The organism is Mucilaginibacter sp. GW821-FHT07G05, assembly GCF_059418565.1.
Genome location: NZ_JBWKQC010000017.1, coordinates 22,023 through 42,104, shown reverse-complemented (window position 1 = coordinate 42,104; position 20,082 = coordinate 22,023). Strand labels below are relative to the sequence as shown.

General features: G+C 45.1%; 21 protein-coding genes. 13 read left to right on the top strand and 8 right to left on the bottom strand.

What is annotated here, in order from left to right; all coding sequences use genetic code 11:
• The first annotated feature begins 82 nt into the window (after positions 1-82).
• Positions 83-409: a hypothetical protein gene (locus AC07NA_RS25655; protein ID WP_494900871.1), complete on the top strand. Its 327-nt coding sequence runs from the start codon at positions 83-85 to the stop codon at positions 407-409.
• A gap of 5 nt (positions 410-414) precedes the next feature.
• Entirely contained in the window at positions 415-564 is a 150-nt protein-coding gene (locus AC07NA_RS25650) for a hypothetical protein (protein ID WP_494900870.1), read from the top strand.
• A 175-nt stretch (positions 565-739) separates the two neighbouring features.
• On the opposite strand, the gene AC07NA_RS25645 is transcribed toward AC07NA_RS25650, so the two are convergent.
• Both AC07NA_RS25645 and AC07NA_RS25640 read right to left on the bottom strand, forming a co-directional pair.
• Positions 740-1,858, bottom strand: a complete 1,119-nt coding sequence (locus AC07NA_RS25645; RefSeq protein WP_494900868.1) for a redoxin domain-containing protein — start codon at positions 1,856-1,858, stop codon at positions 740-742.
• Between the two features lie 511 nt (positions 1,859-2,369).
• Complete coding sequence (locus AC07NA_RS25640; protein ID WP_494900866.1) at positions 2,370-2,666, bottom strand: ATP-binding protein; 297 nt, start codon at positions 2,664-2,666, stop codon at positions 2,370-2,372.
• A gap of 347 nt (positions 2,667-3,013) precedes the next feature.
• On the opposite strand from AC07NA_RS25640, the gene AC07NA_RS25635 reads away from it, so the two are divergent.
• The 4 genes from AC07NA_RS25635 (at position 3,014) to AC07NA_RS25620 (ending at position 6,632) form a co-directional block, all read left to right on the top strand.
• Entirely contained in the window at positions 3,014-3,196 is a 183-nt protein-coding gene (locus AC07NA_RS25635; RefSeq protein ID WP_345212276.1) for a DUF3606 domain-containing protein, read from the top strand.
• A gap of 65 nt (positions 3,197-3,261) precedes the next feature.
• On the top strand, positions 3,262-3,435 hold the full coding sequence (locus tag AC07NA_RS25630) for a DUF3606 domain-containing protein (RefSeq protein WP_494900865.1): 174 nt from the start codon (positions 3,262-3,264) through the stop codon (positions 3,433-3,435).
• 4 nt (positions 3,436-3,439) lie between these two features.
• Positions 3,440-6,181 carry a DNA ligase D gene (ligD, locus tag AC07NA_RS25625; protein WP_494900863.1) on the top strand — a complete coding sequence of 914 codons (2,742 nt, stop codon included), beginning with the start codon at positions 3,440-3,442 and terminating at the stop codon, positions 6,179-6,181.
• A 1-nt stretch (position 6,182) separates the two neighbouring features.
• A complete protein-coding gene (locus AC07NA_RS25620; RefSeq protein WP_494900862.1) occupies positions 6,183-6,632 on the top strand; it encodes a hypothetical protein in 450 nt (149 codons plus the stop codon).
• 82 nt (positions 6,633-6,714) lie between these two features.
• Here the strand turns inward: AC07NA_RS25620 and AC07NA_RS25615 are convergent, their stop codons facing one another.
• From AC07NA_RS25615 to AC07NA_RS25600, 4 genes are read right to left on the bottom strand one after another with little or no spacing between them, the layout of a single operon-like run.
• Positions 6,715-7,221 carry a 2'-5' RNA ligase family protein gene (locus AC07NA_RS25615; protein WP_494900860.1) on the bottom strand — a complete coding sequence of 169 codons (507 nt, stop codon included), beginning with the start codon at positions 7,219-7,221 and terminating at the stop codon, positions 6,715-6,717.
• Positions 7,194-7,340, bottom strand: a complete 147-nt coding sequence (locus AC07NA_RS25610) for a DUF2256 domain-containing protein (protein WP_494900858.1) — start codon at positions 7,338-7,340, stop codon at positions 7,194-7,196. The genes AC07NA_RS25615 and AC07NA_RS25610 overlap by 28 nt, the downstream gene beginning before the upstream one ends.
• Positions 7,327-7,809, bottom strand: coding sequence for a DUF4385 domain-containing protein (locus AC07NA_RS25605; RefSeq protein WP_494900857.1), 483 nt, complete (start codon positions 7,807-7,809; stop codon positions 7,327-7,329). Before AC07NA_RS25605 ends, AC07NA_RS25610 begins: the two co-directional genes overlap by 14 nt.
• A gap of 4 nt (positions 7,810-7,813) precedes the next feature.
• Positions 7,814-8,164 (bottom strand): hypothetical protein, encoded by a 351-nt coding sequence (locus AC07NA_RS25600; RefSeq protein ID WP_494900855.1) that lies wholly within the window; start codon positions 8,162-8,164, stop codon positions 7,814-7,816.
• 975 nt (positions 8,165-9,139) lie between these two features.
• On the opposite strand from AC07NA_RS25600, the gene AC07NA_RS25595 reads away from it, so the two are divergent.
• The 7 genes from AC07NA_RS25595 (at position 9,140) to AC07NA_RS25565 (ending at position 13,850) form a co-directional block, all read left to right on the top strand.
• Complete coding sequence (locus AC07NA_RS25595) at positions 9,140-9,274, top strand: hypothetical protein (RefSeq protein ID WP_494900853.1); 135 nt, start codon at positions 9,140-9,142, stop codon at positions 9,272-9,274.
• A gap of 324 nt (positions 9,275-9,598) precedes the next feature.
• Positions 9,599-10,462, top strand: a complete 864-nt coding sequence (locus AC07NA_RS25590) for an STAS domain-containing protein (protein ID WP_494900852.1) — start codon at positions 9,599-9,601, stop codon at positions 10,460-10,462.
• Between the two features lie 11 nt (positions 10,463-10,473).
• Positions 10,474-10,884: an STAS domain-containing protein gene (locus AC07NA_RS25585; protein WP_345212247.1), complete on the top strand. Its 411-nt coding sequence runs from the start codon at positions 10,474-10,476 to the stop codon at positions 10,882-10,884.
• The gene (locus AC07NA_RS25580) at positions 10,865-11,278 is read left to right on the top strand and encodes an anti-sigma regulatory factor (protein ID WP_345212246.1); all 414 of its coding nucleotides are present in this window, start codon (positions 10,865-10,867) and stop codon (positions 11,276-11,278) included. Before AC07NA_RS25585 ends, AC07NA_RS25580 begins: the two co-directional genes overlap by 20 nt.
• A complete protein-coding gene (locus AC07NA_RS25575) occupies positions 11,271-12,281 on the top strand; it encodes a PP2C family protein-serine/threonine phosphatase (RefSeq protein ID WP_494900849.1) in 1,011 nt (336 codons plus the stop codon). The genes AC07NA_RS25580 and AC07NA_RS25575 overlap by 8 nt, the downstream gene beginning before the upstream one ends.
• Positions 12,278-13,492: an ATP-binding protein gene (locus AC07NA_RS25570; protein ID WP_494900847.1), complete on the top strand. Its 1,215-nt coding sequence runs from the start codon at positions 12,278-12,280 to the stop codon at positions 13,490-13,492. The genes AC07NA_RS25575 and AC07NA_RS25570 overlap by 4 nt, the downstream gene beginning before the upstream one ends.
• Entirely contained in the window at positions 13,476-13,850 is a 375-nt protein-coding gene (locus AC07NA_RS25565) for a response regulator (RefSeq protein WP_494900845.1), read from the top strand. Before AC07NA_RS25570 ends, AC07NA_RS25565 begins: the two co-directional genes overlap by 17 nt.
• A 343-nt stretch (positions 13,851-14,193) precedes the next feature.
• Here the strand turns inward: AC07NA_RS25565 and AC07NA_RS25560 are convergent, their stop codons facing one another.
• Together AC07NA_RS25560 and AC07NA_RS25555 are read right to left on the bottom strand one after the other, a co-directional pair.
• On the bottom strand, positions 14,194-18,261 hold the full coding sequence (locus AC07NA_RS25560) for a chemotaxis protein CheB (protein ID WP_494900843.1): 4,068 nt from the start codon (positions 18,259-18,261) through the stop codon (positions 14,194-14,196).
• A gap of 6 nt (positions 18,262-18,267) precedes the next feature.
• Positions 18,268-19,785 carry a GAF domain-containing protein gene (locus AC07NA_RS25555; protein WP_494900842.1) on the bottom strand — a complete coding sequence of 506 codons (1,518 nt, stop codon included), beginning with the start codon at positions 19,783-19,785 and terminating at the stop codon, positions 18,268-18,270.
• Positions 19,786-20,082 lie beyond the last annotated feature (297 nt).

Below are 20,082 nucleotides of genomic sequence, written 5' to 3'. Positions count from 1 at the left end.
CCTATGGTTTCGCAAAATTTAACATGGGTTAGTGACATTACAACTTCAGGTTTTAAAGTGAAAATATTGTTATTTTCACATCATGAAACGCAGTGACCTCCGTATAGGCAACACAATACTAATTCAAGGTGAGCCTTTTAATGTTGATATGTTTATGATGACCATGGACAACTTGGAGCCAATTCCTTTAACCGAGGACTGGCTATTTTTATTAGGGTTTAAGCTTGACACATTGGTTGAAGGGCAGCCTCCAGTATATTATATTACAGGGCATTATATGTACATAGAGCCGATTACTTTACAGCCAATGGACGGTGGTTATCCGATCTGTAAATATCAATTACAATTTGTTCATCAATTACAGAATCTTTATTTTGCACTTACAGGACTTGAATTAATAATAGATTAAAAAACATGAGACCGGAGGTTGAAATAGTATCAGAACTTGAAGACTTGAAACAATTTATGGAGCATTCAGATAATGAGCATCACGATTTACCAGAAATCGCCGCAAAGATAGTAGCTTTGGAATGGGCGCTGGCGGTGAGAGAGAAATTTAATTAATGCTAATCGATAGGCCGTTGCGTCGCTTGCGGGTAAGTCCATTTAAATAACCTGAGTTATTATGAATATTAGCTAACAATTAGGAAACACTTAATATCCATAATCTTTATTCACGGATATTACCGGTCTAAAAAATCACTTGTTTTAATGTACCCTGAAAAATTTACGATTAGCTCTAATTGAAAATTTCTGCAATTTTGTTCATCATTGTTCCCTCGTCGCCTGTTGAAAGTAATATTTTACCTTCTTTATCAATAAGCACATAGTGGGGCAGGTAATTAACGCCGTATAACGTGCTAACATTTCCGGGCTTACTTGGTGCACGCTCATCAACCACTTGCGTCCATGGCATAAGTTCCTTATCGAGCGCATTTTTCCAACTATTTTGATTTTGATCGTCTGATACACCTACTATGTTCAAACCTTTATCGTGATATTTGGCATACACGCTTTTCCAATTGGGGATAGCCGCCCTGCATGGTACACACCAGCTTGCCCAAAAATCTATCATTACAAAGGTGCCTTTCGTTTCAGATAGACTGAACTTGGTGTTATCCCTTTGTAACAATGCAAAGTTAGGTGCTGGTGTTCCTATATGTTTGTTCACAAGGTTGGCGGCAGTTACAGCGAGGTTTTTATAACATTCCGTTTTTTTTGCATCTCCGGTAAATTGAGCAACAGCGTCTTTGAATCCTGGGGGAGTATTATGATAAAACTGTTTAAATAATTCATAGTAGTCATTATATATATATACCGCTGCTATAGACGAAGGATTTTTATCGACATACTTTTTGATCCAGTTTTTTTGCTTTTCCACCATAAGTAGCTTTAATGAATCCATTTGAATCTGATTATCACCTCCATTTTTATAAATGGATTCCAAGGATGAGTAGTAATAACTATAGTCGGTTTCTTTCTTAAACCTAAGATAAATATCATTTATAGCCGAGCCTTTTTGATTTATTGACCATATCATTACCGAATTATCAGATTGATGCATTGCGCCAATGGTATCAATGTTAAACGTCATGTTTGAATTTTCTAAAAATGCTCGAAACATCCAGGTGCCCGGAGTAATAATAAAGCCATGCCTCTCGGAAATCTTTGCTTTGCCCTGCATTACAAATTTGCCGCTTTTAATAACAGCACTGTCGGCAAAACCACTTAGGTCTGCTTTGTACATCCGTATCATTCCGGAATCTATATCATTAACCGTTCCGTTGATAGTGTACTGCTGACCATGTGCCTCGATAGTTAAAAACAAAGCAAGCAGAATAACAATAGTGTTTCTCATTTTTTATTGTAGGCAGTTTAGCTACTCGATAGGCTAAATATAAAGCATAAGTGTTAAATTATGAAATGTGATGATGTCACTTTTAAGGCCGCTTTATATCATTGTTGCCGGGGACGGAAGTTATTAGTAACAAGGAAAAAGGTGTACATTATTGAACTTTTGACTGATAAAATCTTTAGCGCGGCAATTTCAGCAAGTATGATAGGTAGTTGAGATGTTGCGATTTTTTGTTTACCCAAATATATCTTTCCTGCCTTATCAAGTATATCTTTTTCGGATATCATTTAGATATTGCTGATGTACTGCAAGCGATGAATGCCCCAACAGCTCCATTGTTACCATTGGGTTATTAATCTTATCAATGGCCATCCGAGCGAATGTGCCGGGCGATGTGAGGGGATAATGGTTTTTTGATACATGCCTTTTCCGCGATCAGCTTCAGGTGCTTGTTAACAAATGTGGTAGCAGATCCTTTTTTGAAATCCTTTTAATTCATTATTTCCGAACTCGTTCACATAATATTCCGTTTTTTGATATATACTGGATTTCTTGAAAATATTAGCGTAATGATAGTTCCAAACTCTTGCCTTACATTGAAATCGCCATGTAACTCTGCACTTAAACCTTTCATAAGCCGGATGCCCAATGTACCACGTGGGCTTTCTTGTACTCCTGCTGGAATACCGATACCATTATCTGCAATGCTCAGCTGTAGTTGCTCCGCATTTACTTCCGTCATGGACACGGAAATTCTCCAAGGCTTATTGGGAATGAAAGCATATTTAAGCGAATTTAGTAATGGCTTCATTTAATATTAAACCTAAAGGGATGGCTTGCGAAATATCAAGTTGTAAGGGTATTATATTTGTCTCAAACCGAATGTTGTTGGCGACTCCATAACTTTTCAACCAGATAGCTAATCAATTCCGCAGATATTTCGACATTTCCATTGATTTTAAGTCATCCGACAAATATTATCTTTTTTATGAATGAGTGACATTGCGAAGATTCGGTGCAGACTATTTGTACAGCAGCCCTATATCATTGAGCGCTTCGAGTTTTCCATATTTATTTTATAGGGACAATTGTTTACTTATCTGTTAAAACCATCTTTGCTGTCCCTTGTTATTGAGTTACATCTAACAAGAAAAAACTATGGCAACCAAAGGGGCAACTACAGACCGTAAAAAAGTTAATTCCGGTGAAAAGTACGAAGTAAAGTACGAAGCTGAGAAGTTAGGCGTCAGCACGCAGGCGCTCGTCGGCGCCAAGAGAGCAACCGGCTCCAATGACCGTAAGGTTATCGAAAAATATCTTGCCGATAAGAAAAAGGGATAGCCCAAACGAAGTTTTAATAGAAGCCCCGGAAGGGGCTTTGTTGTCATTTTATCTACCTGTAAAAAATGAACCGAAAGATAAAGGCAACTACTACAGATGCCAGAACAGTTGACATTGACGACGCCTATGCCCTGGAATTTTGGGCGAGGGAGTTCAATGTATCCCAGGATAAAGTAAAAGCGGCAGTATTGGCTGCCGGAACTGCCGGACCGGATGTAAAGCGTGAACTTAAAAAATAACACCATGGGCCTGACCGAATACGCCAAAAAGCGGGATTTTAAAAAGACCGCCGAACCCAAAGCCGGAAAAAGCAAGGATAAGGATAACCTTATTTTTGTCGTGCAAAAGCATGATGCTTCCAGACTGCATTATGATTTCCGGCTGGAGATGGATGGCGTATTAAAAAGCTGGGCCGTTCCAAAAGGACCAAGCCTTGATCCTAAGGTGAAACACCTGGCGATGATGGTAGAGGATCATCCTTTTGATTATTTAAACTTTGAAGGGATTATACCGAAAGGGGAATATGGCGGCGGGACGGTGATCGTTTGGGACGAGGGCACTTATGAACCTATTGAACCGACCAGGGGGAAAAAGGCGCAGGAAAAACACCTGCTTAAGCAACTGGCAAGCGGCCAGCTAAAAATTAAACTACACGGCGAGAAATTGAACGGTGAATTTGCTATGGTTAAAACGCATGGCATGGGCGAAAATGGCTGGCTAATGATCAAACATAAAGATGAGTTCGCCACCAGCGAGGATATTACCAAAAAGGATAAATCCGTGCTTTCAGGGAAGACCATTGAAACCATGGAAAAAACGAGTGAAAAAGTATGGCAAAACGGGCATGAAGAAGATGTGGTTCCCGATGAGGAACTGGCGGAAGATGTAGCAACAGAAGATGCGCCGGATATCGATGTAAAAGCCATTTTAAAAGCCGCGCCAAAATCTAAAGTTCCCGCCAACGTTAAACCGATGAAAGCCACTTTAGTGGATGAACCTTTTGACGAACCGGGCTGGTTGTTTGAGGTCAAATGGGACGGCTACCGGGCGGTAGCCGTTCTGGATAAAAAAGATGGTGCGCAGCTGATCTCCCGCAACAATCTCCCCTTTGAAAAATATTACCCCATCAACGAGGCATTAAAAACTTGGAGCATAAATGCCGTACTTGATGGGGAACTACTTGTATTGAATGAAAAAGGCATTTCTGATTTTGGTGCAATGCAAAACTGGCGCAGCGAAGCGGATGGCAACCTCGTTTACTACATCTTTGACATTTTATGGTACGAGGGGAAAAACCTGATGGAACTATCACTCGTTGAACGCCAGGCGATCCTTAAAGAAATACTCCCGACCGATAACGACCACATCCGTCAAAGCAAAGTTTTCGATGCTAACGGTATTGATTTCTTCGCAGCCGCAGTAAAAATGGGACTGGAAGGCATTATTGCCAAAAAAGCGGACAGCGCTTATACCTCTGATCTGCGCAGTAAGGAATGGCTCAAAGTTAAAGTACAACGCAGGCAGGAAGTAGTGATCGCGGGCTATACTAAAAATGAAGGCACCGGCAAATCATTCAGCGCCTTGGTATTGGGCGTTTATAAAGGGAAAGAATTACAATTTGTGGGTAAGGTCGGTACCGGTTTTTCCGATAAGCTGCAAAAGGAAATGATGGCGCAGTTCAAGCCTTTAATCACTGACGAAAGCCCTTTCAATTATGAAGTAGATGTGGACAAGCCCACTCGCTTCAGGCCGAAAAGAACGGGCGCGAAACCAACCTGGCTAAAACCCGAACTGGTCTGCGAAGTAGGATTTGCCGAAGTAACCGGTGACGGCGTATTTCGCCAGGCATCTTTTAAAGGGATGCGCAGTGACAAAAAAGCGAAAGATGTCGTTTTGGAAACTCCGGTAGAAACCGAAGCAACCCTTGCGGAAGCTGAAACATCAATTCCGGAAACCCTAGAAAAACGCAAATCAACACCGTCAAAAAAGGCAACAAAAGGCAAAGACAAAGACGCCGGTCTGAAGTTGGAACCGATAAAAACCAATGAGCGAAAAACGCTGCTCAACCCCACTGAGGACACACAAACAAAAACCGTTTGCGGTCATCCACTCAAATTCAACCACGTCACAAAACTTTACTGGCCGGAAGATAAGATCACCAAAGGGCAGATGCTCAATTATTATTACAAGGTTGGCGAATATATGATGCCTTACCTAAAAGATCGTCCGATGTCTTTGAATCGCTTTCCGGGGGGCATCCACGGCCAAAGCTTCTACCAAAAGAACGTTACCGACAAAGCGCCGGAATGGGCCAAAACCTTTGACCACATTACCGGAGAAGGTAAGGTCACCAAATACCTGGTCGCGACGGATGAAGCCAGTTTATTATGGATGAATTCTTTGGGCTGCATCGAGATCAACCCCTGGTTTAGCCGCGCCGAAACGCCGGACAATCCCGATTACTGTGTGATCGATCTTGACCCGGACAAACATACTTATGACCAGGTTGTGCAGGCAGCACTGGAAGTAAAAAAAGTCTTAGATGCCATTGACGTTCCCGCTTATCCAAAAACCTCCGGGTCAACGGGTATGCATATCTACATTCCTTTGGAAGGCAAATACAGTTACGACCAATCGCAGATGTTTGCCAATATCATTGTCAAGCTGGTACACAAAGAGATTCCGGATTTCACCAGCCTCGAACGCAGTATTGCCGCACGGAAAGGAAAAATGTATCTGGACTTTTTACAAAACCGCCCAGGCGCGACGATTGCCGGCCCCTACTCGCTGCGACCCAAACCCGGTGCCACGGTCTCCATGCCGCTCACCTGGGATGAAGTAAAACCCGGGTTGACCATTCAAGATTTTAACATCCACAACGCACTGGACCGTCTGAAAGAAACGGGCGACCTGTTCAAAGGCGTTTTGGGTGAAGGTATAGACCTGGCGAAAACCATTAAAAAAGCACAAAGTATATTCGGGTAACATGAAAAAGATCATCAACAACATTATCGGGGGACTGGCCGGAGCCATCGCACTAAACATCATTCATCAAACCGTTAAAGCCGTTGATCATGATGCGCCGCGGGTGGATCTGGTTGGCGAGGAAGCATTAACCAAAGGGATGAAATCCATGGGATTAACTCCGCCGACGGGCAATGCATTATTTTTAGCGACGTTGACGGGTGATGTTTTAAGCAACGCACTTTTTTACAGCACCATAGGTTTTGGCAAAAAGACCTATCTGTTATTGCGCGGAGCAGCTGTAGGGCTTTCGGCCGGAATAGGTGCCGTAACGCTACCCGACCGGATGGGCTTAAGTGATGCGCCGGTTACCCGAACCGACAAAACAAAATTGATGACCGTTGCCTGGTATTTGATCGGCGGTCTGGTCACGGCATTCACTATAAAATCAATTCGCGCTAAAGCAGATTAATCAATATCCGGGCACCTGATAGAATGGCTTCGCAGTCATATCCAAAAGCTTGGAAATGCAGCAAACAAACTAAATGAAAATTCTATAATTCAAAACTAAACGTTCGCTCATGTCTCCATGGACCGTCTAAATAGGTCCATAGATCAGGGCCGGTCGCCTGGATTTTAAAGGGCTTGAAATCGCCGGATAATTGCTTGAGAAGTTCGGATGCATTTTCAGGAGTAGTCTTATTTGAAATAGTGATATGTGGCCGGAATCCTTGCCGATCCTGTGGAATCAAATCTTTTGAAAAATGCGAGCTCAGCATCCGGTGCAACGATATGAGTTCAGGACCATCTATGCGGTAGGCTACCCCAGCGCCTAAATGCATCAGTCTTATGACGTTAAGTTCAAAAGACAGGATCCTCAACCCGGCCAAATATTCATAAGTTGCAGGATCATCAGGCAACTGGTGAAATAAATTCAGATGTGCAGCCAGGAAATTTCGTTCAGGCGGAAAATATCGTTTCCGTTGCATTTCAAAAAAAGCCTGACCATCCGGATCAATGCTTAGCGTTAGTATTAATGGTCTTTTTTCGTTTTCCTGCATTTATCTGAGCAATATTTAACATCATCCCAAACCTTTTCCCATTTTTTACGCCAGGTAAAGGGTCTTCCGCAAACTAAGCAAATCTTTTGCGGCAGGTCCCTTTTTTTAACCCCTCTCATGCTTCCATTGTTTTTTCATTGCGGCATAGGATTCTGTTGCTTCAGCAGCCTTCCAGCAGTCATAGAATATATTGGCCGCCCTTGCTTTTTCGGGATCGCCCGTACCCCGTTCTAATTGCGCATGATTTTTTTCGGCGTCGTCTTTCTTACCACCCTTGTAATTAGCGTAGCGCCTGGCGTGGGTGTAACCCATTTGCAGGTACTTTCGCGCCATATCAGCACCAACAAAATCACCCGCTTCGAGGTATGCTAAAAATAGTTCATAGATCTTTTTGCTACTTTCTTTGGCGACGTCCTCTGATTTAAACCGCCAGTATGGACCAATCTCGCTTTTACAGGGTTCACAGGTCAGCACCCCCTGCTCACCTTTACCCACACGGTAATTTTCGGGATGGGCCCAGTAATCGATGTCCGGATGCCAGGCATAGTTAATTTTATCAAAATTGAGGTAACTGGGTTGATCCGGCATTGGCTTAAAATTCCTTCAATTCGATCCACACCGGTGCGTGGTCGATGGAATGCTCCCAGCCGCGCACATCTTTATCAACCCCGGCGGAAACTAATCTTGCTACCAATACCGGATTAAGCAGGAAGTGATCCAGCCTTAAACCAGCATCGCGCCCATAGGCATTACGCAGGTAGTCCCAAAATGTATAGAAGCGCTCATCAGGGTGTAACTTATGAATGGCATCCGTCCAGCCGGATTTAAGCAGTTGGCGCCAAAGTTTTCGCGACTCGGGGCGGAATAACTCGTTCCCATCTGGACACCTTTGTAGGTGAGTGGTGGCTCGACCATGGAGAAACTGACACAATTCGGCGGTCAAACGCCATTGGGTCGTCCCGGCCAACCGGTGGAACTGGCTTCCATTTACGTGCAGCTGGCCGCCAGCGACGCGAGTTACGCGACGGGCCAGGTCTATGGTGCCGCCGGTGGCGGCGGCCAGCCTTGATCCACAAGCATAAAAAGAAGAGGTTATCTCAGAAATGAGATTGAGGCTCTGAGAATCATCCGTACGATAACTGTCTCAGCCGCCTTAACTATCCGAATAAATCAAACAAAAGAAGAGGCTGTCTCTTAAAGCCTCTTCTCTCAATCAATTGCCATGGCATCACCGCGCCTCATCTTACTTTTTGCTAATTGTTTTTTAGCTTTCCCATAGTAATCATGTTAAGCAGCTGGCCAAAGAAGAGGTAACCCGTCGTGCGTTCCACAAGATTGCCGATCAGTTAGGTTTCAGTGATGAAATGGTGCAGCAGGCTAAACACTCATCAGCAGATTAACCTATGATAAGCCCATTGCCGCATTCGATGATTATCGTTACGTCCGAAGTCTTAAAATTGATAAGTTTTTGGTAACAATGGGCATTATCCGTATGCAGACCAGTAAGTGAAGTGGCTGGATATTCAAAAAGTTTTCAGGCAGATCCATATCATTCCCCACATAATCGAAAAAGCATCATAGCTGATCTTGAAGCAAGGCAGGATAGATTCAGCAAGGAAGTAGCGGAAGACATGAAAAATATTAAAGGTGATGGTTTTTAAGCGGGATTATCCGGTTTAAAATAGGGCCTATTTGTTTTAACTGATCAGATTAGTTAATGCGGCGCTAAAAATGCATTTTATACGTTGAGTCACCCGGATGATCGCTATAGATCGATCTTGCCAACGGCATACTTCAAAGGAAAGCTTCAGATTAAATGCTGTCGATTGCTATTGTAAATACAACGTTTATTATGCGAAACTGGAGGGCATTGAAACATCATATTTTTGATGTCCGCAAAAAAAAGGCCCTGACTTTAATGGACTTAACTGACAAATCAAAAATATCCTACAACTTTCTATCGCTGAAAGATATCATGCCTAAATCCATTTTCGTAAAAAGAGCGTTGGACCCCGAACTGAACGCTGCAATACGTGGACTTGAAGGTCAGTAGGAACGATCTTTAGAAGCGAAATAGACACATCTGAAAATAACAGTTACGACTGGAAAACTAAGCTTGGGACTACATTCAAAAACAAGAAATTGACCTGGTGGTTCCTCCATTGGTTTTGTAATTGTTCATTGTCTGTTCATGCTTCGTTGACCGGTTGTTCCGACCCATTTTACTGGATTTTTTCAATATTATTCATGATCTGTTTTACGGCGCGGAATAAGATTTTAGATTATCAAAGTGATTCTCTACCTTTCCGCATTATTTTAATTCAACTTTGCCAAGTTTGGATCATATAGCTTATCGTTTAACCTGTATTCTTCACTCATGTCACTTAAAACACATCAATTGTTAAAAAACAAGAAAAAAAACATCCTGGAGCTCTGGATGAAGAACCAATTAGCTGATGACGGTTTGCGTGAGGACCTCATCAGTAACGATGAACTACGTAGCCAGTCTGAAGAGCTGATCACAGCTTTAGTCGGTAATTTATCTTCTGAGAATTTCACGAACCTTGATGCTGATGAATGGAGCCCTGTAATTGAAATACTGGGTGGCATCGCTATTACGCGTGCCCGGCAGGGCTTCAGTCCACGAGAAACGGGTAACTTTGTTTTTTCGCTGAAAGAAGCCATCCTGGAAGTATTGCAGCAGGAGATGACCAATGATCCCACGGCTCTTTTTCAGGAAAGCCTGAAGGTTAACCGGATCATGGACAATCTTAGCGTGGTCACTTTTGAAACCTTTATTAAGGGCCGTGAAGAAGTGATCCTGCGCCAGACGGATGAGATCACCGAAATTTCAACCCCGGTGATTCGGGTTTGGGACGGCATCCTGGCATTGCCGATCATCGGCACGCTGGACAGTGCCCGCACACAGATCGTCATGGAAAACCTGTTGCAGGAGATTGTGGAAACAGGTTCGAGCATCGCCATTCTGGATATTTCCGGAGTACCCGCCGTGGATTCACTGGTCGCCCAGCATCTAATTAAAACGGTTAGTGCGACACGTCTGATGGGCGCTGAATGCATTATCAGCGGTATCCGTCCCGAAATCGCACAAACGGTTGTACATTTAGGTATCGATCTTTCCAATATCATCACCAAGGCGACTTTGGCAAGCGCGCTGGCCTATTCCTTTAAAGTGATGCGCCTGGAAGTGAAAAAGACCGGAACAGTTAGCAAATTTTAATTTCTAAGCTCATGGATAAAATTCCTATTCTCCGGATGGGAGCCTTTTTATTGGTGACAATACAAGTTGACCTTTACGATCGGCTGGCCCTCAACCTGGAGGCCGACCTGGTACAAATGGTCAACAAGACCAATGCAAAAGGGGTTTTGATCGATATTTCGGCCGTTTCCATTGTGGATTCATTTATGGGACGGATCATCGGCAATATTGCCAGCATGTCCAAGATACTTGACGCAGAAACCGTGGTCGTGGGCATGCAGCCTGCGGTAGCAATTACATTAATTGAGCTGGGCTTGCCGCTGAAAGGCGTGCACACCGCTTTGGATATGGAAAAAGGCATGAACCTGCTGAAGTCCATGATCGACGAGACCGAAGAGGACGCAGACGAAGACCAGACCGCAGATGATCTTATCGCTGAATAAAGATACCATACAGATACTCAAAGAGCAGGACGTGGTTTTTTTGAAGAACCGCGTTAAGGAAACCGCGGTTAAGATAAAAATGGGACTGGTCAACCAGACCCGTTTACTGACCGCCTGCAGTGAACTTGTGCGCAACATGATGCGTTATGCCGATGGCGGCGTCTGTATCGTGGAGGTGGTTTCCAGCGGGCGCAACAATGGTGTCCGCCTGACCTTTTCCGACCGGGGTCCCGGCATACCGGACATTGCCGCGGCCATGCGGGACGGTTTTTCTACGGGTAAAAGTCTGGGCCTGGGGCTACCCGGCTCCAAAAGGCTGGTCAATGAATTTGATATTAAAAGTAAAGTAGGTGAAGGCACAGTGGTAACAATCTTAAAATGGGCCAATGGTTGATGCAACGCATATCAGTTTTACGGCCAATGACCGCAGTTACTTTTCGCTGATCAAAAAAGAAATTCACCGCATAGCTACCGATGGCGGCATTGCGCCGGCGCGGATCAACGCGCTTGACCTGATCGTCGCAGAGATGACCTCGAACCTGTTTAAATACAGCGACGACGGCGAACTGCTGATGGGCGTGTTTCCCAATGGCGGCAATCCTTATGTCGAACTGATCAGTATTGATAATGGCCCCGGCATGGTCAATCCAACCAGGATGATGCAGGATGGTGTCTCGACCTCCAACACACTTGGCCATGGCCTGGGCAGCATGAAACGCCTGTCCGATACTTTTGAATTATACTCGCAGATCGGCTGGGGCACCATAGCGCTGAGCCGGGTGTACAGCGACCCTGAAAGAATAAAAGAAAAAAACAAGGTGATCATGCGTCCGATTGTGGTCTACAAGCCAGGAGAAAAAACAAGCGGCGACGGATTTACCTTTAAACAAACCGATAAATTTCTAAAAATGATGCTGGCTGACGGACTGGGGCACGGCCCGGAGGCAAACTTTGCGGTCAACGAGGCGGCCAACGCCTTTAAAATCTTTCCGGATTATAGTCCGACAGAAACGATCCGGTTCATACACAGCAGCATCAAAAAGACCCGGGGCGCGGTGATCAATGTCTTAGGGTATGATTTTTCACGCAGGGTCTGGACTTCTGCCGGTGTGGGAAATATCGCAGCACGTGTATTCGGGCCGGTTAATTTTAAAAACCATATGTCATATAATGGTATCGTGGGACATAATATTCCCAATACCATGAATGACCAGGATTACGCCGTCGAAGATTATAACCAGGTCATGCTTTGCTCAGACGGAATTAAGACACGGATCGAGCTGACGCGCTATCCGATGATGTATAAGTATGACCTGACCATTTTAGCCGCCGCTATTTATAAAGATCACGCCCGCCGGAATGACGACATGTCGGTGGTAATCGCAAAAGTAAAATGACAGCAATCGTATCAATTACCCTGGAAAATGAAATGGACCTTGTGCTGGCACATAAGCGGTCTATGAAAGTCGCGGAGCGCCTGGGCCTGACCGTTGCCACGCAAACCACATTCGCCACGGCGGTATCCGAGATCGCCAGAACGGTAATCGAACACACAGACACCGGCATCCTGGAGATCGGCCTGGACCAATACAAAACCCGTTACAGCCTGGTAGCTAACGTAACTTTTGAAAAAGAGATCAGGTTTACCAATGCGGATTCCGGGTTCTATTACGCGCAAAAGCTGGTACCTGAGTTTGAGTTGAGTGAGTCAGCAAACAGCAACCTGATCACCTTGAAGATCGGTTTACCCCGTTCCTTAAAACTTGATCCTGTCAAGGTCAATATACTTAAAAACCATTTTGAGGAGGAATCGCCGCTGAACGCCTACGAAGAAATCAAACAGCGGAACGCGACGCTAAACCGGCTCGCGACAGAAAAAGATGAAGAGCTACGCCAGTCTAAACTGATCGATGAAAAGAAAACAGAGTTCATTTCTGTTGCCAGTCATGAGATTAAAACGCCCTTGACCATTTTAAAGGCGTATACGCAACTGGCCAATGCCACGAAAGAACCTGTTAGTGATCATTTACGCGGGTTATTAAACAAGATCGATATCCAGTCGAATAAGCTGCATGCGCTCGTACAACAACTCCTGGATATTTCCAGGATAGAAAACGGCAATCTCCAGTATAATATTCAACCGGCGAACCTCAATGAGTTTTTAAGAGGACAGATAGCAGTAATGGAGCACATTTTACCCCATCACCGTTTTGAGATCATTTTAGGGGATGATGTCCAGGTGCTGATCGATGAGCTCAGAATGGAGCAGGTAATGGCCAATCTTTTAGGAAACGCAGGCAAATATTCCGACAAAAATACGCGGATCTTACTTCAGACAAAAAAGACTGTACCCGGATCAGTTACTGTAACTATTAGTGATGAAGGGCGCGGGATGTCTGCCGAGGTCATGACATCTGTTTTTGATAAATTTTACCGGGCAAAGGATGTTATAAAAAGCCACACCGGGCTTGGGATGGGACTGTATATAACCTCCAAGATCGTTACTGACCACCAAGGTAAGATTTGGGTGGAAAGCGAAGAAGGAAAAGGATCTGCCTTTTGTTTTACATTACCATTGATCATAGAAAAAAATGAACGTGAAGGTTAAGAAAATACTCATCTTTGATGATGACGAGGATATAGTTAGTATATGCACTTATATACTTGAAGAGGATGGTTGGGAGGTACTGGCGTATGAAGATTGTAATCACCTTACGGAACGGATCACTTCATTTGCGCCAAATGTAATCCTGATGGACAATTGGATTCCGGAAGAAGGAGGAGTGACAGCTACCCGAAAGATCAAGGCTAACAGTTCTCTGGCGCATATTCCTGTTATCTATTTTTCAGCCAACAGCGATATTGAAATGCTGGCAGCGGATGCAGGTGCGGATCACATACTATCCAAGCCCTTCGATCTTGATCAACTTCGTCACATAACGACCCAGGCTATTGAAGCCCACTGACATGCTATATTGCAATTCAATCAATATTAAAAAACGGTATTCAATTATTGACTGGACATTCCGGTAAGCTGCACTATGCAGTTCCGTACTATCTGGTCAGCGAAGTGCATTGAGGTTTTTATATTCAAATTTACAAACCAGGTCTTAGCATGCTCAAAATGCAACAGAAAGCACTGCATCCGTTTTCGGAAAACGATGGTCAATGCCCCCAGAATATTCACTTAAAAGACTAATAAAAGTATTCTGTAATGAATGCTTTTAAATTTGGATGATTTAATTTTGAATATAAATAAACCAACCCGCCAATGGTGTTACTTATTCAAAACAGGCCGATAACCTGGGTTTATTCTACTTTATCGACCGGCACCTTGAACCAGAATACGGAACCCCTCCCCTCCTCACTCTCGACCCCAATATCACCATGGTGCCGTTCAACGATCTCCGCACAGATGTAAAGACCGAGGCCCAATCCGCCAAAATGCGTCGATGATTCCTGGACGCGGTAAAAACGATCGAACAGGAAATTCCGTTTGTTGTCCGGCACGCCGATGCCAAAGTCCTGCACCGTTACTTTAAAGTATGCGTCTTCCACGCCGCAAGTAATAACGATCTGGTCAGCACCGGGCGAATACTTGATCGCATTGGTCAGAAAATTATTAACAACTTGCTCCAACCGGGTGCGGTCTGCGTTAATTTCTGCCACGTCATCGCAAGAAAAAACCAAGCGATGTGTTCCGCCCTGCGCACGTACTTCCTCAATACTTTCCCGTAGCATGCTTACGGCATCAAATCGGGTATAATTCAGCAGCAGTTTTCCTTCCTGGATTTTGGTCACATCCAACAGATCGTCTAACAGCACAGTTAACTTGCCCGTTTGCCTCTCCGCCTTATCTATGAAGGATACCATCGGGTCCTTCCTGTCCATTTTCGACGCCATGCGCTGCAATATCTGCAAAGAACCTTTGAGGCTGGTTACCGGCGTTTTCAGTTCGTGGCTGGCTACGCTCATAAATTCGTCCTTTTTACGCATCAATTCCTCGGTTGCCTCCTGTGCTTTGATCAGGTGAGTTTCTGCTTCCTTTTGCCGGGTGATGTCAATGATCGAGCCCACCAGGCGGTAGGGCGTCCGGAACTCATCTTCCAGAATACTGCCGCGATCGAGAATGTAGGCGTAGGTATTGTCCGCTTTCAGGAAGCGGTATTCTGCCGACCAGTGTTTTTCATGGTGATTAATAGCGTAGTAAACGCTGTCCTGTACCCGTTCCCGGTCTGCCGGATGAACCTTTTCGAACCAAAAGCCGATATGATTACTGGCTTCATCCCGTTCGTAACCGAACATGACCGTGAAGTTCTCACTGCGCCACATGGTATTATTGATCAGGTTCCAGTCCCAGATGGTATCATTGGTGGCTTTGGCTACCAGGTTAAAACGTTCTTCGCTTTCAGTCAACTTCCGGGTACGTTCGAAAACCCTGTCCTCCAACTGGTTATTGAGGTCTTTCAATCCTTCCCTGGCCGTGATCAGTTCGTGGTAATTTTTCCGGAGCTTTTGTTCCGCATTGCGCCGGTCGGTAACATTGGTTAAACTGATAACAAAACCGTCATCCATTTTGGCTGTGACCACCTGATACCAGTCATTGGACAGGGTTTGCAATTCGGTATGAAGGGCTTTCCCGCTTTCGACTACCTTGACGAATTGATCAAATGCAATGGTGTGCGAAAGATCAGCAAATTCCTTTACGGACGGCTGGGCTTCCATCATCTCTGCGGATTTGCCGACAAGGCGCAGTGCCGCATTATTATAAGCGATACATTTAAAATCATTGATCTTACCCGAGCGGTTACGCGTTTCCCTGAAAGCCAGGATAGCCGCCGAACTGGCATTGAATACGCCCGAAATTATGTTATTCAGCTCGGTAATGACCGTAATATCAATGAAACTGATCACGACACCATCCCGTTGCTTGTCTTTACGTACGTAAGGCATGATGCGCATCAGGTAATTAGTCCCATTCTTGACCCTGATTTCCTTTTCCGCCATTTGTTCGCTCGACAGTACGGTGTGGATATCGTTCACCAAATGATCGTATTGTAAATTACTGGAAATATGGCTAATAGGTCGGCCTATGTCTGCTTCAATCAGGTTAACGATATGAATGGCCGCAGGGTTGAATTTGCGGATCCGCATACCCGAGTCGATAAAGATCTGGCCGATATCCGTGCTTTTAAAATAATTGTCCAGGTCATCGTTTAGCTCTATTAATTCCCTGATCTTAACCTGATGCTCCGAGTTCAGCGTGTGCAGCTCTTCATTCAAGCTTTGAAGTTCTTCATTACCCGACTGCAATTCTTCATTGGCCGAAAGCAATTCCTCGTTACTGGACTGCAGTTCCTCATTGGTGGTCTCCATTTCTTCGACCGCCATTTGCAGATTTGCCCGAGTCTCATTTAGTTCAGCTTCCACCTCGAGTAAATGTTCCTGCTGATGCTCCGGCCCTACCGTTTGCAGCGTAATACCTTCTTTAGTGCCCGGCTCGGCTTTAGTTTCGGTAAACATCAGCAGCGTGTAGCCAGATGGGGAACCTCCTTCAGGTGGCTTAACGGTAATCTGCAAATACAGTTCTTCATTTTCCCGCTTGATGCGTATTTTGTTGAGATAGGTCTTTTTATGCTCTTTCCAGGCCCGCCGGATAGCGGTATTCAACACGATCGCAACATCCCGGCTGACCAGGTTCAGGATATTCAGGTCGAGTTTCTTTTCCGGCAGGTTCAAATACCTGCGATAATTGCCGATTGTGTCCTGAACAATATAGCTCTTATCGATAAAGATCGCCACCGCATCAAATTCCTCGGTCATCAATTCCAGGAATTCCTGCTCAATGGTCTTTCCAGAATCGATCGTTTTCAGGGGCCTCCTCTCGGGCACTTTTAAAGATGGGGCGGCAGCGGTGTACGTGTGGTGCAGGCCATAACTGATCGTACCTGATTTTTGGTAGATCTTCCATTTGCTGCTGATCTCGGTGATCCCCTCTTTGATGCTAGCTGCATTCTCGCTGGAACCCAGGAACAGAAAACCCTCCCTGTTCAAGGAATAATGAAAGGTCGCCACCACTTTCTGCTGCAACAGGCTATTCATGTAGATCAGCATATTGCGACAGGTGATCAGGTCATTTTTGATAAAAGGCGGTGATTTGATCACATTGTGCCGGGCAAAAACGATCTGTTTGCGGATGGAAGGTATGACTGAATAATTTTTACGGTCTTTTACAAAATATTTTTTGAGTAATGCTGCCGGGATTTCCTTGGCCACCGTCAGCGGGTAACTGTTCTTACCGGCGATCTCGATACTTTTTTCATCCACATCGGTCGCAAAGATCTTTACTTCCAGGCTTTTGCCGGCCTGTAATAAACAATCGTTGATTAGTACAGCAATGGAGTATGCATCTTCGCCGGTGCTACAGGCACAGACCCAAACCTTCAGCAGGTCGCCATCCTGCTTTTGCCGGATCAGCTCCGGGATTATATCCTTGGCCAAAACATCAAAGGCTGCCTTATCACGAAAAAACTTGGTCACGCCGATCAGGAAATCCTTGGCCAGCAGGCTGACCTCTCCGGCGTCCTGGTGCAGCAAGTCCACATAATCCCGAAGATCGGGAACTTCGACAGCGGCCATACGCCGGGCAATGCGGCGCAAAATAGTAGGCGTTTTATACAAGTTAAAATCTTGATCGCTGTTTTGGCTGACCAGTTGGAAAAGCTCACTCATCAGTCCGTCATCCACTTGTTCCGCTGCTAGTTCAGGCGCGGATTTCTGCTGCACAAAGTTGTGCAGTTCCAAATGCATTTTTGCAGGAGGCAGAATAAAGTCGGCATTACCCGAAGTGATGGCGCTATTAGGCATACCGTCAAATTTAGCGGAGGACGGTTCCTGGACCATAACCATCCCCCCGGCTTCTTTGATGGCTTCGATCCCCTTGGTACCATCGGTACCGGTTCCCGAGAGCACAATGGCAATGGCTTTATCTTTTTTATCCTTGGCCAGGCTAAAGAAAAATGTATCTATAGCTGTATTCGGCGTTTTATCTTTGATTTTGTCTGCCAGTTTTAACTGATGCCCTTTAATAGTCATCAGCTTCTTGGTCGGTATAATATAAACACAGTTACGCTGAAGTTTCTCGTCATTGGCCGCTTCCAGCACTTTCATACGGGTGTGTTTGGCCACTAGTTCGGCCAGCAGGCTCTTGTAATCCGGGGAAAGATGCTGGATTACCACGAATGTAAAACCGGAATTGTCCGGCATATGGTCAAAAAATTCATGGATGGCCTCCAGGCCTCCGGCGGATGCACCGATGGCCACGATATACCGGTCCAGCGACCTGTGTTCTGGAATTTTAAAGGTTCTCTTCGCCACGCCTTCTTAGTAATTTGCTTGCTTGGTACTGAATTCATAAATAAAGGTTCTCAGATTTTCTGCTGTTTCCAGTTCCTGAACGGTCCAGGCATCCGACGTATGGTGTACCTGTTGTTGCCATATCTTAAATGAGGCACGCGGGTGGTATTTTGTGCCATCAGGGTCAAAGTTGATCGTCTTGGTCGGATCTCCGCCCCAATTTATCGTTTGTACCACTTCCGGGCGGAAGGCCAGAATATACTCTCCTTTTTCCTTCGCGATGGCAATGGCCAGCAAACCGCTGGACTTCGCCGCGTAAGGCACAGCCTCGTCAAAAAGCTCGGGTAACTGATCGGTGCAGAATACCCGTTCAATATTTTTATTTTGCAGCCAAAGCAGGAGATTTTCAACCATGTCGTGGTCAGGCACATCCCCCAGAGTGTAATAGCCGCCCCGGTAAGCAGCTACTGCGCCGGAGGCCTGAAACATACTTAGCAAGTTAGTGCCGTTCTCGTTTAGCAAGCCGGTTACCAGGTCGTCTTCCGCATACACCTGTGCGATTAGCGCGGTTTGTTGTTTTTGCAGCTCGCTTTCCACGTCGAACAAAGTTTTATTCAATATGGCGGATATCCTGTTGGAGATGACCGACGAGATCATTTCGCATACGGAACACAGTTCAAAGCTTAGGTAATGAGGCTCCAGATGATGACAAGCGATAAGCCCCCACAAGGTATTATTATGGATGACCCGAATTGACATCGAAGCGGACACGTTCATGTTTTTCAGGTATTCCAGGTGCACGGCCGCTACACCCCGCAGGTTACAATCAGAAAGATCAATGAAAGCGCGGGTAACCGGATTAATGACCGGATATAGTCTCACCGGCACATACTGGCGGTCAGGGATTAGCCGGTAAGGATTTTTCAAGTAAAGTTCCCGTGCCTGTTTGGGTACATCTGAAGCCGGAAAAGTGTGCCCCAGGTAGTTCTCAAGGTTTCCTTCTTTCTCTTCTGCGATGACAGTGCCGTTCCATTCCTCATCAAAACGATACATCATCACCCCGTCAAAACCAGTGATCCTTCTTAATTCATAAACCGCTGTCCGGCTGACCTCTTCGATCGTTTCGGCAGATTCCATCGCGGCCATCGCATATTTGACCTCATCATAAACATTGGTAAAAGACCGTTCTGTTCCGGCGTCCTCTTTTTCTATCTCCAGAATGATCAGCTTCTCTTTAAAATGTGCAAGCGCCAACAACCGTTTGCCGGCAATGGTCAACGTCAGCGGTATCTTGACTATTGAGCGTTCCGCAAAACGTTGCTGCAACTCTTTCAGTTGCCCCGTACCGGCATAAACGCTGAACAAATTGCTGGTGATCTCCGGCAAATCGGCCTGGAAAAGCCCGGCACAGTTTTCACTGACCTGCAGGATCCGGTAACTACCAGCGTCAAGTACTACCAGGTACCCATATGTTTGGATCACATTGATATGATTCAGGGGCAAACTGCCACAAAATTCTGAGTCATAGTTATTTCTCTTAGCCATTCACGTTTTTTCTAACAGGGATCTTTTGCATTTTTTTAAACACAGCTAAAGCGTCTTGCACGCCGTTAGATGAACGGTGAATAGACGGGAATATAGCAGATGCAAGGCTAAAATATAGATTTCTTATAAGGAAAACAAATTGCCTTGGCGGATACAACCCATAGGAATACCCTACCCGGAACCATGAAATTCATAAAAATTACATATCACCTGAATGATGTCGATCAGCAAATCTATAAAATCTTTGCATAGTGCTTTGGTTTTCACGTACCACCGAAAGGTACTGAAAGGCAGTTG

What these genes read in the sequence shown, in the direction of transcription:
- AC07NA_RS25595 (WP_494900853.1), top strand. Translation starts at nt 9,140, where the DNA reads ATGGACTTAACTGACAAATCAAAAATATCCTACAACTTTCTATCGCTG.
- AC07NA_RS25570 (WP_494900847.1), top strand. Translation starts at nt 12,278, where the DNA reads ATGACAGCAATCGTATCAATTACCCTGGAAAATGAAATGGACCTTGTG.
- AC07NA_RS25630 (WP_494900865.1), top strand. Translation starts at nt 3,262, where the DNA reads ATGAACCGAAAGATAAAGGCAACTACTACAGATGCCAGAACAGTTGAC.
- AC07NA_RS25610 (WP_494900858.1), bottom strand. Translation starts at nt 7,340, where the DNA reads ATGAGAGGGGTTAAAAAAAGGGACCTGCCGCAAAAGATTTGCTTAGTT.
- AC07NA_RS25575 (WP_494900849.1), top strand. Translation starts at nt 11,271, where the DNA reads ATGGTTGATGCAACGCATATCAGTTTTACGGCCAATGACCGCAGTTAC.
- AC07NA_RS25650 (WP_494900870.1), top strand. Translation starts at nt 415, where the DNA reads ATGAGACCGGAGGTTGAAATAGTATCAGAACTTGAAGACTTGAAACAA.
- AC07NA_RS25565 (WP_494900845.1), top strand. Translation starts at nt 13,476, where the DNA reads ATGAACGTGAAGGTTAAGAAAATACTCATCTTTGATGATGACGAGGAT.
- AC07NA_RS25645 (WP_494900868.1), bottom strand. Translation starts at nt 1,858, where the DNA reads ATGAGAAACACTATTGTTATTCTGCTTGCTTTGTTTTTAACTATCGAG.
- AC07NA_RS25655 (WP_494900871.1), top strand. Translation starts at nt 83, where the DNA reads ATGAAACGCAGTGACCTCCGTATAGGCAACACAATACTAATTCAAGGT.
- AC07NA_RS25555 (WP_494900842.1), bottom strand. Translation starts at nt 19,785, where the DNA reads ATGGCTAAGAGAAATAACTATGACTCAGAATTTTGTGGCAGTTTGCCC.
- AC07NA_RS25590 (WP_494900852.1), top strand. Translation starts at nt 9,599, where the DNA reads ATGTCACTTAAAACACATCAATTGTTAAAAAACAAGAAAAAAAACATC.
- AC07NA_RS25585 (WP_345212247.1), top strand. Translation starts at nt 10,474, where the DNA reads ATGGATAAAATTCCTATTCTCCGGATGGGAGCCTTTTTATTGGTGACA.
- AC07NA_RS25635 (WP_345212276.1), top strand. Translation starts at nt 3,014, where the DNA reads ATGGCAACCAAAGGGGCAACTACAGACCGTAAAAAAGTTAATTCCGGT.
- AC07NA_RS25605 (WP_494900857.1), bottom strand. Translation starts at nt 7,809, where the DNA reads ATGCCGGATCAACCCAGTTACCTCAATTTTGATAAAATTAACTATGCC.
- AC07NA_RS25580 (WP_345212246.1), top strand. Translation starts at nt 10,865, where the DNA reads ATGATCTTATCGCTGAATAAAGATACCATACAGATACTCAAAGAGCAG.
- AC07NA_RS25615 (WP_494900860.1), bottom strand. Translation starts at nt 7,221, where the DNA reads ATGCAGGAAAACGAAAAAAGACCATTAATACTAACGCTAAGCATTGAT.
- ligD (WP_494900863.1), top strand. Translation starts at nt 3,440, where the DNA reads ATGGGCCTGACCGAATACGCCAAAAAGCGGGATTTTAAAAAGACCGCC.
- AC07NA_RS25640 (WP_494900866.1), bottom strand. Translation starts at nt 2,666, where the DNA reads ATGAAGCCATTACTAAATTCGCTTAAATATGCTTTCATTCCCAATAAG.
- AC07NA_RS25620 (WP_494900862.1), top strand. Translation starts at nt 6,183, where the DNA reads ATGAAAAAGATCATCAACAACATTATCGGGGGACTGGCCGGAGCCATC.